Genomic DNA, 11,570 nt, shown 5'->3' with positions numbered 1-11,570 from the left:
GAACCCTCATTGTAGCTGCAACCTATCAAAGGAGCCCAATCCATGAGCCTGTATGGTGTTATGCGCACCGGCGTTTCCGGCATGTCCGCGCAATCCAACAAGCTGTCGACGGTCTCGGACAACATCGCGAACGTCAACACCACCGGTTACAAGCGGGCTTCGACGGAATTCTCGTCACTGATCCTGAAGAGCGGTTCGGGCAATTATGATTCCGGCGCCGTCGAGACGACGGTCCGCTACGCCATCAGCGACGCAGGACATACGCAGTTCACCACGTCGACCACGGACCTCGCCGTCCAGGGCAACGGCTTCTTCGTGGTGTCGAACGCCAACAACACGCAGCAATATCTGACGCGCGCCGGCTCGTTCGTGCCGGACGCCCAGGGCAACCTGGTCAACGCGGCCGGCTACTACCTTCTGGGTCAGCCCGGTAAGGTGACCAATTTCTCGCAGAACAGCCTTTCCGGCATGCAGATCGTCAACATTGCCCAGGTTTCGCAGGTGCCCGTGCCGTCGACGGCGGGGACGCTCACGACCGGCAATATGGATCCGAAAGCGGCTGTGATCGCCGGTCCGCCCGGCCCGGCGTCGTACTCATCGAAGAGCTCGATCGTGGCCTACAACAATATCGGTCAGGCCGTTACGCTCGACGTCTACATGTCCCACACGGCGACGGCCGCCGGCTCTGACACCTGGCAGATTCAGGCTTATAACTCCGCGACGGGTGCGTCGGTCGGCGCCGCCACCACCTTCACCTTCGATACCACGGCGACCGGCAAAGGCGCGCTGGCCGCGGCGAGCCCGACGACTCTTTCCTTCACCGTTCCCGGCGGTGCGGCGGTAACCATGAACCTGGCGAACATGACGCAGACCGGAACCGACTTCAGCTTCAAGGCAACCGTCAACGGTAGCGCCCCCTCCGCCATCGACAAAATCGACGTCGACGACGCCGGCTACGTCACGGCGATCCTCAAGAATGGCCAGCAGACGACGCTCTACACGATCATGCTCGCCGACGTCCCGAGCCCCGACAATCTGACGCCGGAGCCGGGCAACGTCTATTCGACCAACATGAACTCCGGCAACGCGCAGGCCGGGAATGCCGGCACCGGCGGCCTCGGCACGGTCCAGTCCGGCGCTCTGGAAGACTCCAACGTCGACCTCGCGGACGAACTCACCGGGATGATCGAGGCCCAGCGCGGCTTCACCGCCAACTCGAAATCGTTCCAGACCGGCGCCGACCTGCTCGACGTCGTCGTCAACCTGAAGCGCTGAATCCTCCAGCGCCCGTTCCGGGCAAGAGCAAATCATGTCCCTTACCGCCGCTCTCGACTCCGCCCGCGCTTCACTCATGGCGTCGGGCATCCAGTCCTCGACGATCTCGCGCAACATCGCCGGTGCCAGCGCCGCCGGCTATTCGCGCAAGATCGCCGTGCTGGACAATCTTCCCGGGGCCGGCGTCTATGTGGCGGCGATCCAGCGCGCCGCCAGCTCGGGTCTCTACGACAACGTCTTGGTCGCGACCTCGTCGTCGGCCAAGCAGGGCGCGATCTTTGACGGTCTCCAGAAGATCGCATCTGCCACGGTGGACGATCCGGAGCTCGACCAGTCGCCGACCGCGCAGCTCAATGCGCTGAAGAAGGCGCTGCAGCAATATGCCAACGCCCCCGACAACACCACGCTGGCACAGGCGGCCGTCACCTCCGCCAAGGACATGGCGACGGCGCTCAACCAGGCGACCAATACCGTGCAGTCGGTCCGTGAGGGCGCGGATGCCGACATGGCGACCTCGGTCGCCAACATCAACCAGCTCCTTACGCAGTTCGACAAGGTCAACAACGCGATCGTGAGAGGGACGATTGCCGGTGACGACGTCACCGACTACCTCGACCAGCGCGACAGCATCGTCTCGAAGATGTCGCAGGAGGTCGGCGTCTCGATGTCGATCCGCGCCAACGGCGACGCGGCGCTCTATACCGACAGCGGCGTCGTGCTGTTCGACAAGACGGCGCGAACGGTCAGCTTCACGGCGACCAACATCTACACGCCCGGCACCACTGGCAACGCGGTCTTTATCGACGGCGTCCCGGTCACCGGCGCCAATTCAGTGATGCCGCTGAAGTCGGGCAAACTGGCGGGTCTCGCTCAGCTGCGTGACCAGGACACCGTCACCTATCAGAGCCAGCTCGACGAAATCGCGCGCGGCCTGATCAATACCTTCAGGGAGAGTGATCAGACCGCCGCGGCGCTGCCCGACGTGCCCGGTCTCTTCACCTATCCCGGCGCGCCGGCGATGCCGGCGAGCGCCACCGTCTCGGTCGGCCTGGCCGGCCTGATCAGTGTCGCGGCATCGGTCGATCCGGCCCAGGGCGGCAATCCAAATCTGCTGCGCGACGGCGCTATCAGCGGCAACGTCGCATACCGATACAACACCGCCGGCAACGCCGGCTACTCGGTCCGGCTACAGCAGCTGATCGGCGGCATGGATGCGGCGCAGCCGTTCGATGCAACCACGCAAGGCAAGCCGAGCGGCAGCCTGATCGACTACGCGTCGTCGTCGACGAGCTGGATCGAGAACCAGCGCAAGACCGCGGACTCCAACGTCACCTACCAGAAAACGCTGCTCGACCGCAGCACTGCGGCGCTGTCCAACGTCAGCGGCGTCAACATGGACGACGAGATGTCCTTGATGCTTCAGGTCGAGCGCACCTATTCGGCCTCGTCGAAGATCATCTCGACCGTCGACGAAATGTTGCAGAGCCTGCTGGCTGCCGTGGGGAATTAAGCCATGATGAGCGCGAACTACATCTCGACCTTGATGCTGTCTTCGTCGTTGAGGTCCTCGATCACGAACAATCAGTCCGCGCTGGCCAAGGCCTCGAAGGAAGCCACCACCGGCCGCTTCGCCGATGTTGGCCTCGAGCTTGGTGCCACGACGGGAGGCGACGTCACCCTGCGGGCGGACCTGAGCTTCGCCGATCAGCTCGTCGATACCAACGGACTCGTCGCGGGACGCCTGGACGTGACGCAGAGCCGGATCACCCAGCTCAACACGACCGCAACGTCCTTCCTCAAGGACCTGATCACGGCCCGCAGCACCGACGGCGGCGGGCGGATCATCCTGCCGCCTGCGTCCTCCAACCTCCAGGATCTGATCGGCGCGCTGAACGTCTCCTACAACGGCTCGTATCTTTTCTCGGGCATCAACACGCAGAACACACCGATCACGGCCTACACCGCGGGCTCGGCCACCAAGACCCAGGTCGACGCCGATTTCCTTGCGGCCTTCGGCTTCTCGCAATCCTCAGCGAGCGTCAGCAGCATTACCCCGGCGCAAATGCAGACCTTTCTCAACACCACCTTCGATGCCGAGTTCGCGAGCCCGGCCTGGAACACCAACTGGTCAACGGCCACCGACCAGGTCATGCAAAGCCGCATTTCCACGACCGAGATCGCCGATACGTCCGTCAGCGCCAACCAGATCGGCTTCCGCAGGCTCGCCGAGGCCTACACCATGATGGCGGATCTCGGGAACGCGAAACTGAGCCAAGAAACGTTCCAGGTCGTCGTGGACAAGGCCATCGGCCTCGTTGGTAACGCAATCACGGATCTTGCTCAGCTCGGCGGCAACGTCGGCACGGTCCAGCAGCGGATCACCTCCGCAACCGACAAGCTCAAGGCGCAGCAGGACATCCTCAACACTCAGATCGTCGGGATCGAGAAGGTCGATCCGGCGGAAGCCGCGGTCCGGGTCAACACCCTGCAGACCCAGATCCAGACGGCGCTGGCGCTGACCTCGCAGCTCCAGAAGATCAGCCTCATCAACTATCTCTGAGCGAGGGCTCAGTTGCAAGGTTCGCACCGTTTGTCTTGCTATCCAGTTTTCTGCGCAGAGTGGTCCTGATGACGTTTGAAGCCTATGAAGCTGTCGTTGAAGAGAGCGGCTATCAGGAGAGAGGCCGCGAGCGACAGGCGCTCAGCCTCGGCATCGAACGGCTCGAGCGGATCCAGAAGGGGCGCTTCACCTTCGAGGATCTGGTCGAGAGCCTGCTCTACGTGCGGCGGCTGTGGACGATCTTCATCGAGGATCTCGCCCATCCGGAGAACGGGCTTCCCGACAAGCTGCGCGCCGACATCATCTCGATCGGCCTGTGGGTGATCAAGGAAGCGGATCGCCTGCGCGAGGAGAAATCGGGTGACGTCATGCAGCTCATCGAAATCAACCGCCTGATCCGAGACGCTCTCTGATGAAGATATCCTTGCGGGCGGGCGAACTGATCTACATCAACGGCGCGGTCATCCGCGTTGATCGCAAGGTCTCCATCGAGCTCGTCAACGACGTCATGTTCCTGCTCGAAGCGCAGGTCATGCAGGCTTCCGACGCCACCACGGCGATGCGGCAGCTCTATTTCGTCGTCCAGCTCATGCTGATGAATCCGACGGACGTCCGGGACCCCATGGCGCTCTACAGGCCGCATCACGCGGCTCTTCTCGCGCTATGCGAGAACCGCGAGATGCTGGACGGGCTTGCCGCCATCGACGAGCTGGTCGGTTCGACCCGCTATTTCGAGGCGCTCAAGCGAATCCGGGCGTTGTTCCCGCTGGAGCAGGCAATCCTGGCCGGCGCCACCACCGAGTCCCCATTCCAGGCTGCCTGACAGCGGAGAGATACATGAACGTCACCAGCGCGACCGACAGCACCAGCAAGACCAGTTCGACCAGCTCGACCTCGTCGAGCAACAGTGTCGACTACAATACGTTTCTTCAGCTTCTCGTCGCCGAGATGAAGAATCAGGATCCGACCAATCCGATGGACACCTCGCAATATATGAGCCAGTTCGCCCAGCTCTCGACGGTCGAGCAGGCCATGCAGACCAACACCAAGCTCGATGCGCTGCTGTCTTCGCAGTCGTTGTCGCAGGCGGACGGGCTGATCGGAAAGACCGTCAGCTTTACCGACTCGACCGGTGCGACCTTCAGCGGCAAGGTCGCGTCCGTCTCCATCAACAGCGACGGCTCGATCGCGACCCTCGAGAACGGCACGAAGGTCGCGGTCGGGCCCGGACTCACGATCAGCCAGTCATGAACGAGCGGGACGCCCTCGATATCGTCCAGGCGGCGATCTGGACGATCATCGTCGCCTCCGGGCCTGCGGTCGGCGCGGCGATGCTGGTCGGCACCATCATCGCGCTGATTCAGGCCCTGACCCAGGTCCAGGAAGTGACGCTGACCTTCGTTCCGAAGATCCTCGTCATTCTCCTGGTCGTCGCCGTGTCCGGCTCCTTCATCGGCGCGCATCTCTCCACCTTCACCGAGATGGTCTATTCGCATATCGAACGCGGCTTCTGATCCGCACCGGTCCACCACCCTCGCGTAAGCTTTGCGCGGCAGATTGCAGGACGGAATCTGCTGCCGGTGACCCATGGCCGATACGTTAGCTGCTAGCCTGCCGACCCCGCGACGACTGGGGGCCGACGCCTTTTTCGCCGGCGGCATCGTGGCCATGCTCACGATCCTGTTCCTGCCGATCCCGCCGATCCTGATCGATCTCGGCCTCGCCTTCTCGATCGCGCTGTCGGCGCTGATCCTGATGGTCGCGCTGTGGATCCAGCGGCCGCTGGATTTCTCGGCCTTCCCGACCGTGCTCCTGATCGCGACAATCCTGCGGCTGGCGCTCAACGTCGCGACGACGCGCCTGATCCTGTCGCGTGGCGGGGAGGGGGAAACCGCCGCGGGCCACGTCGTTGCAGGCTTCTCGAAGTTCGTCATGGGCGGCGACTTCGTCATCGGCCTGATCATCTTCGCGATTCTGGTCACGGTGAACTTCGTCGTGATCACCAAGGGTGCGACGCGTATCGCCGAAGTCGGCGCCCGCTTCACGCTGGACGCCATTCCGGGCAAGCAGATGGCRATCGACGCGGACCTGTCCGCGGGCCTGATCGATGACAAGGAAGCTCAGCGTCGGCGCCGTGAGCTCGAGGAGGAGAGCTCCTTCTTCGGTGCGATGGACGGTGCCTCGAAATTCGTCCGCGGCGATGCCATCGCCGGCCTGATCATCACCGCGATCAACATCTTCGGCGGCATCATCATCGGCGTTACCCATCACGGTCTGACGCTGTCGCGCGCCGCCGACGTCTACACAAAACTCTCCGTCGGCGACGGTCTTGTCACGCAGATGCCGGCACTGATCGTGTCGCTGTCGGCGGGCCTTCTCGTCTCCAAGGGCGGCACCAGGGGTTCGGCGGAGCAGGCCGTGCTGCGGCAGCTCGGTGGCTACCCGCGCGCGGTGTCGGCGGCGTCGTTGATGATGTTCGTGCTCGCCTTGATGCCCGGACTGCCGATGGCACCCTTCGTGCTGCTCGGCAGTGTCATGGCCTTCGTCGGCTACTCGCTGCCGAGGCGGCAGGCGGCACGGGAGAAGAAAGAGCATGCGCGCAAGGCCGACGAACGGGCCCAGACCGAWGCCAAGGACTCCGTCAAGGAATCGCTCAAGACCGCGGAGATCGAGCTGGCGCTCGGCGGCCACCTTTCGGTCCATCTGCTGGGCTCGCGCAACGAGCTTGGGCACCGCGTCGGCAAGATCCGCAAGAAATTCGCCAAGCAATACGGCTTCGTCGTTCCCGAGATCAAGCTCACGGATAATCTGTCGATCGATCCCAAGAGCTATCAGATCCGGATTCACGATACCCGCGTCGCCCACGGCGAGCTGCGGATCGGCGAGGTGTTGGTGCTTGTGGACAAGGATGGCAACCCCGATGTGCCCGGCGAAGAGGTGATCGAGCCCGCCTTTGGCATGAAGGCGCTCTGGGTGACGGAGGCCTTCACCGAAGAGGTCAAGCGGCAGGGCTGCAAGCCCGTCGACAATCTGTCGGTGCTGCTCACGCATATGAGCGAGGTGCTCCGGGCCAACCTTGCCCAGCTGCTGTCCTACAAGGACATGCGGAGCCTGCTCGACCGGCTCGATTCCGAATACAAGCGCCTGGTCGACGACATCTGTCCGTCGCAGATCTCCTATTCCGGCCTGCTGGCGATCCTGAAGATCCTCCTGGCCGAGCGCGTATCGATCCGGAACCTGCATCTGATCCTCGAGGCGATCGCCGAGATCGCGCCCCATGTGCGGCGATCCGAGCAGGTCGCCGAGCACGTGCGCATGCGCCTTGCCCAGCAGATCTGCGGGGATCTGTCCGACAACGGCGTGCTCAACGTCATCCGGCTCGGCAATCGCTGGGACCTGGCGTTCCACCAGAGCCTGAAGCGCGACGCCAAGGGCGACGTCGCCGAGTTCGACGCCGACCCGCGGCTGATCGAGCAGTTCGCGACCGAAGCCAGCGCCGCGATCCGGAAGTTCACCGAGAACGGCACCAGCGTGGTGCTGGCGGTGACGCCGGAAGCGCGCCCCTACGTTCGCATGATCCTGGAGCGGGTGTTCCCGACCCTGCCGATTCTGTCGCATGTCGAGGTGGCGCGCAGCGCCGAGATCAGATCGCTCGGAGCCATATCGTGATCAGCGGTCTCGCCGACAGCGTGCTGGTGACGTTCATCGTGTTCTGCCGCATCGGCGCCTGCCTGATGCTCGTGCCCGGCTATTCCAGCGTCAACGTTCCGGCCCAGGTTCGCCTGTTCGTCGCGCTCGTGACGACGTTCGCGCTCACGCCGATCCTGATCGCCGTCCTGAAACCACTCACGGACAATGCGGCACCGCTGTCGCTCGCGCTCCTGATCTGCTCCGAGCTGCTGGTCGGCAGCGTCATCGGGCTCGGCGGGCGCGTATTCTTCCTCGCGCTCCAGACCATGGTAAGCGTGATGGCGAGTGCGATCGGCCTCAGCAGCATCCCGGGCACGCCGATCGGCGACACCGATCCGGCGCCGGCCCTGGTGCCGTTGATCATGGCGGCCGTCACCACGCTGTTCTTCATGACCGACCAGCACTGGCAGGTCCTGCGCGGGCTGATGAACTCCTACGACGTCTGGCATCCCGGCGACAAGATCGGCGGTAGCATGGCGCTCGATCAGCTCGTCGGCCGCCTGTCCGAGGCGTTCGTGCTGACGCTGCGGATCACCAGCCCTTTCATCGTCTATTCGGTCATCGTCAACCTGGYGGTCGGCCTCCTCAACAAGCTGACACCGGCGATTCCCGTCTATTTCATCTCGGTGCCCTTCGTCCTGTTCGGCGGCTTCCTGCTGCTCTATCTCACCAGCGACGAGCTGCTGACGCAATTCATGCTCGGCGTTTCGTCGTGGCTGGCGGGATGATCGGCATGACATCGCGCGCGGACAAGCTCGGTCGGATGGTCTCGCTCGTGAAGCTCCAGCTCCGGCTGTCCGAATGGCAGCTCGCGCAATTGCGGCAGCAGGAGAGAAGCTTGCAGGATGAGCAGGAATGGCTGGTCGGAACCCTGAACGAGGGGAAGCCGCCGGCGGGGTCATCGAGCGAGTCGATCGCGCGGCGACTGACCAGGGCGAGCGTCGGTGCACGCGCGGTTCAGGCGCAGGCATCGCAGCAGCTCGACCAGGTCCGCTCGGAGAGTCGCCGTGTGAAACAGCTCGAGCAGGTCGCGAAAGCGGCGCTGGCGGACAAGCTTCGCGACGCGGAGAAGCGTTCGCTCGAGGAAATGACGGGGACAAGCCCCACCGTGCGCGACTGGGCGCCACGGCCAGCCAGCCGGAACAAGACATGATCGTGACAGCGACGCCCGACCTCGTTCTCGACGTCCTCGATGCCGCCGATCCCGTGACGCAGCGCGCGGCGACCGCGAAGCTCGATGCGCTGAAGTCCTCCGATGCCGATTTCGCCGCGACGATGGACGCGGAGGTCGGCAAGGCCAAGGCGGCAACCGCCGATCAATCCGCGACGAAGGTTGCCGAGACCCAGTCGACTGCGGTGAACGGGGCGCCGGTGCAGGTGATCAAGGCGCCTGCCTCCGGCGAGGTCTACCGCAAGTTCGAGGCTTTCATCCTCCAGACCTTCGTCGAGACGATGCTGCCGAAGGAATCCGAGGAAGTCTTCGGCAAGGGCACGGCAGGCGGCATCTGGAAGTCGATGCTGGCGGAGCAGCTCGGTGCGCAACTGGCAAAGGGCAAGGGTATCGGCATTGCCAAGCAGCTGGCCGCCTCGAACGCGGCGAAGGCGGAGGCTACGGCGAAGGCCGGATCATGATCAGGGAATGGGTGACAGAAGTTGAGGGGTGAATTTTCTATGCAGGCACAAGATGGCGCGGCGGCCCTGGTGATGGAGCAGCCGGTCGTGGACACCGAGGCGATGACGACGCAAGCTGCGGCCGCCGATGCGCTGTTGCCCGTGCTGTTGCCGAATGTCGGCGGCGAGGTGGCGCCCGAAGGCGCCGATGCGGCGAGATCGGATGAGATGCGCGGCCTGCTGGCGTCGATCCGCCGGCTCGAAAGCATCGTCGAGGAGGAGACGGTCGCGCTCGCGACGGGAAAGAAGATCGATTTCGACGACTTCAGCGCGCGGAAGAGCCGGAGCATGCTGGAATTCGTCCGCCTGATGCGGGCGCGGATGCATCTCGGCGGCGAGGTGGAGATCACCGAGGAAATCCAGCGGCTGCGCGAGAAGCTCGAGCGAAACCGCGCCATCCTCGAGATGCACTACGACGCCGTGCGCGAGGTTGCGGCCATCATCGTCAGGGCGGTCAAGGAGGCCGATTCGGACGGCACCTATAGCGGTCGCGTAGCGCAGGACGCAAAATGATCAGACTGGTGCTGGCCGGACTCTGGGTATGCATCCTCACCGCAGGCACGAGCTATGCCGTGGCCTATTGGAAGGAAAACGGCAGCCCGCTGTCGCCAAAGGACGAATATCTCGACGGGCTGCAATACCAGAAGACGCGTGCGCTGAGCGTGCCGATGGTCGAGAACGGAAACGTGCAGGGCTACATCGTCGCGCGCTTCGTCTACACCGTGGAGGCGCGGACCCTGCACCAGCTCAACGTCCCGCCGGAGCCGTTCGTCGTGGATGAGGCCTTCCGCAGGATCTATGCGGACGAGCGGCTGGATTTCAGGAAGCTCGCCCGCTACGACCTCTCCGTGCTCACGACGGCCATCAAGCAGCGCGTCAACGAGCGGATGYAGGCCGCAGTTGTCCAGGACGTACTGGTCGAGGACTTCAACTACGTCTCGAAAGACGAATTCCAGCAGAAACCGTAGCGCAACGGCGTCTGCGCCGCGAAGCCGGCCAGCGCCCTTCGGTTTCTCTGCCGCTGAAAATGCACCGGCCTCTGCGGGGTGTCTCCGCAGAGGCCGGTGTCGTTTGGTATCGACGTCGTGCCGCGTCAGTTTCCTGCCGGGTACGCCGCCGGGGCGGCATGGGCCCTGTTCAGGAGGATGCCGACCTCGTCGAGATCCTGCATCGGAACGTCGACGGTCTCGCCGGCCGGGATGTTGAGGCGGTACCCGACGTAGCGCCGTGCCACGATCGCGTCGAAGCCGAGGCGGTCACGGAGCTTCTTGCGCAGCTTGCTCACATGGCTCTCGATCACGCTCTCGTCGAAGGTCGCCTCGAAGATACCGTAGACCGCGTTGAAGATCTGCGTCTTGGTGATCCACTTTCCATGGTTGCCGACCATGTATTCGAGAATCCGCAGCTCGCGGCGGGGCAGGGTGAGGGCGCGGCCGCCGATCTCGGGGTCGCGTCCGTTGAAGAAGACCTGGATTCTGGTCTCGCAGGGCCTTGGCAGGTCGCCGACCCTGCGTCGCGCGATCGCGGCCGTTCGGGCCAGGATTTCGCGAAGATGGATCGGCACGTGAACCACGTCGTCGACGCCGGATTCGAAGAGCTCCAGCGTGTTCTTGAGCATTTTCTGGCCGCTCATGGCGATGATGGGAGCCGAAGAGCGCTTGCGCATCGCCCGTGGAAGGCTCCCGCGGGCATCGCAGTCCCCGAGGAGGAAGGCGTCGACCGCTGCCAGATCCGATTCATTGGCGGATTGCAGCCAGTCCCAGAATTCTCCCGAGGAGAAGCCGATCGACGATACACCTTCGCGAACGAGCCCTCCAACGTAGCTGTTCGCGACGCTCTCGCGATCATCAACGATTATATACATCAGTCTTTTCGCCCCTGTTTCGCACTTGTCGCGGCCGGCTGGTTGTTGTGATGCCCCGGCTCGCAACTATGCTGTTTGACGATATTTCCATCCCGCGAACCGTTATTATGGTTTCGATATTCGCGGGCAGCCCTACGCATTCAGTGCCTGCATGTGCAGGCCTGCTACTTCGACTCGATACTGAACGCTTACTGCTTGAGGCTCGGCGGGTGTCTTACGGATCACCTCGCGGAGCGGATTGAGACAGCGACCTAGAACAGTTGTGCCAAGTTGCTCATCGCGTCCGAACACCACTGGACTGTGTCGATCTCCTCGCCTACCGGCGAGAATCACTTGAGTAGGACCGTAACAATTGCCGATTTCCGATCAAGCGCCCGCAACAAAGCGATTGCTACACGTGCTTGATGCTGTTGGTTTGTTTCGAGTTGTTTCTTGATATGTTAAATCGCATCAGTTGATTTTGTTTCCGAACTACTTTCGCGTTGGGGTGGTTCCAAATTTCCGCATCTC

14 protein-coding genes are annotated in these 11,570 nt (G+C 63.3%); 13 read left to right on the top strand and 1 reads right to left on the bottom strand.

Going from position 1 to position 11,570, the window contains the following annotated elements; translation table 11 throughout:
- Window positions 1-42 precede the first annotated feature (42 nt).
- The 13 genes from ACXJL8_RS03035 (at window position 43) to ACXJL8_RS02975 (ending at window position 10,164) form a co-directional block, all read left to right on the top strand.
- Entirely contained in the window at window positions 43-1,275 is a 1,233-nt protein-coding gene (locus ACXJL8_RS03035; RefSeq protein WP_456618083.1) for a flagellar hook protein FlgE, read from the top strand.
- Window positions 1,276-1,309: 34 nt separating this feature from the next.
- Window positions 1,310-2,785, top strand: a complete 1,476-nt coding sequence (flgK, locus tag ACXJL8_RS03030) for a flagellar hook-associated protein FlgK (protein WP_456618082.1) — start codon at window positions 1,310-1,312, stop codon at window positions 2,783-2,785.
- Between the two features lie 3 nt (window positions 2,786-2,788).
- Entirely contained in the window at window positions 2,789-3,835 is a 1,047-nt protein-coding gene (locus ACXJL8_RS03025; RefSeq protein WP_456618081.1) for a flagellar hook-associated family protein, read from the top strand.
- A 68-nt stretch (window positions 3,836-3,903) separates the two neighbouring features.
- Window positions 3,904-4,248, top strand: a complete 345-nt coding sequence (gene flaF / locus ACXJL8_RS03020; RefSeq protein ID WP_456618080.1) for a flagellar biosynthesis regulator FlaF — start codon at window positions 3,904-3,906, stop codon at window positions 4,246-4,248.
- On the top strand, window positions 4,248-4,658 hold the full coding sequence (flbT, locus tag ACXJL8_RS03015; protein WP_456618079.1) for a flagellar biosynthesis repressor FlbT: 411 nt from the start codon (window positions 4,248-4,250) through the stop codon (window positions 4,656-4,658). Before flaF ends, flbT begins: the two co-directional genes overlap by 1 nt.
- Before the next feature lie 14 nt (window positions 4,659-4,672).
- The gene (gene flgD / locus ACXJL8_RS03010) at window positions 4,673-5,086 is read left to right on the top strand and encodes a flagellar hook assembly protein FlgD (RefSeq protein ID WP_456618078.1); all 414 of its coding nucleotides are present in this window, start codon (window positions 4,673-4,675) and stop codon (window positions 5,084-5,086) included.
- Window positions 5,083-5,349, top strand: a complete 267-nt coding sequence (gene fliQ / locus ACXJL8_RS03005) for a flagellar biosynthesis protein FliQ (protein ID WP_456618077.1) — start codon at window positions 5,083-5,085, stop codon at window positions 5,347-5,349. Before flgD ends, fliQ begins: the two co-directional genes overlap by 4 nt.
- Window positions 5,350-5,422: 73 nt before the next feature.
- Window positions 5,423-7,504, top strand: coding sequence for a flagellar biosynthesis protein FlhA (gene flhA, locus ACXJL8_RS03000; protein WP_456684618.1), 2,082 nt, complete (start codon window positions 5,423-5,425; stop codon window positions 7,502-7,504).
- Window positions 7,501-8,253, top strand: a complete 753-nt coding sequence (gene fliR / locus ACXJL8_RS02995) for a flagellar biosynthesis protein FliR (protein ID WP_456684617.1) — start codon at window positions 7,501-7,503, stop codon at window positions 8,251-8,253. The genes flhA and fliR overlap by 4 nt, the downstream gene beginning before the upstream one ends.
- Before the next feature lie 5 nt (window positions 8,254-8,258).
- Entirely contained in the window at window positions 8,259-8,678 is a 420-nt protein-coding gene (locus ACXJL8_RS02990) for a hypothetical protein (protein WP_456618074.1), read from the top strand.
- Window positions 8,675-9,157, top strand: a complete 483-nt coding sequence (locus tag ACXJL8_RS02985) for a rod-binding protein (RefSeq protein ID WP_456618073.1) — start codon at window positions 8,675-8,677, stop codon at window positions 9,155-9,157. Before ACXJL8_RS02990 ends, ACXJL8_RS02985 begins: the two co-directional genes overlap by 4 nt.
- A 39-nt stretch (window positions 9,158-9,196) precedes the next feature.
- A complete protein-coding gene (locus ACXJL8_RS02980; protein ID WP_456618072.1) occupies window positions 9,197-9,709 on the top strand; it encodes a flagellar biosynthesis protein FlgN in 513 nt (170 codons plus the stop codon).
- Entirely contained in the window at window positions 9,706-10,164 is a 459-nt protein-coding gene (locus ACXJL8_RS02975) for a hypothetical protein (RefSeq protein WP_456684616.1), read from the top strand. Before ACXJL8_RS02980 ends, ACXJL8_RS02975 begins: the two co-directional genes overlap by 4 nt.
- Before the next feature lie 125 nt (window positions 10,165-10,289).
- Here the strand turns inward: ACXJL8_RS02975 and ACXJL8_RS02970 are convergent, their stop codons facing one another.
- Complete coding sequence (locus ACXJL8_RS02970; RefSeq protein ID WP_456618070.1) at window positions 10,290-11,060, bottom strand: response regulator transcription factor; 771 nt, start codon at window positions 11,058-11,060, stop codon at window positions 10,290-10,292.
- Between the last annotated feature and the right edge of the window lie 510 nt (window positions 11,061-11,570).

It is taken from the genome of Bradyrhizobium sp. P5_C11_2 (assembly GCF_054049755.1).
Note: the sequence above shows the minus strand (reverse complement) of the source record. Positions and strands in the feature narration are given on the sequence as shown.

Coding starts and splice junctions, on each gene's coding strand:
- ACXJL8_RS03035 (WP_456618083.1), top strand. CDS start 43: ATGAGCCTGTATGGTGTTATGCGCACCGGCGTTTCCGGCATGTCCGCG.
- flgK (WP_456618082.1), top strand. CDS start 1,310: ATGTCCCTTACCGCCGCTCTCGACTCCGCCCGCGCTTCACTCATGGCG.
- ACXJL8_RS03025 (WP_456618081.1), top strand. CDS start 2,789: ATGATGAGCGCGAACTACATCTCGACCTTGATGCTGTCTTCGTCGTTG.
- flaF (WP_456618080.1), top strand. CDS start 3,904: ATGACGTTTGAAGCCTATGAAGCTGTCGTTGAAGAGAGCGGCTATCAG.
- flbT (WP_456618079.1), top strand. CDS start 4,248: ATGAAGATATCCTTGCGGGCGGGCGAACTGATCTACATCAACGGCGCG.
- flgD (WP_456618078.1), top strand. CDS start 4,673: ATGAACGTCACCAGCGCGACCGACAGCACCAGCAAGACCAGTTCGACC.
- fliQ (WP_456618077.1), top strand. CDS start 5,083: ATGAACGAGCGGGACGCCCTCGATATCGTCCAGGCGGCGATCTGGACG.
- ACXJL8_RS02990 (WP_456618074.1), top strand. CDS start 8,259: ATGACATCGCGCGCGGACAAGCTCGGTCGGATGGTCTCGCTCGTGAAG.
- ACXJL8_RS02985 (WP_456618073.1), top strand. CDS start 8,675: ATGATCGTGACAGCGACGCCCGACCTCGTTCTCGACGTCCTCGATGCC.
- ACXJL8_RS02980 (WP_456618072.1), top strand. CDS start 9,197: ATGCAGGCACAAGATGGCGCGGCGGCCCTGGTGATGGAGCAGCCGGTC.
- ACXJL8_RS02970 (WP_456618070.1), bottom strand. CDS start 11,060: ATGTATATAATCGTTGATGATCGCGAGAGCGTCGCGAACAGCTACGTT.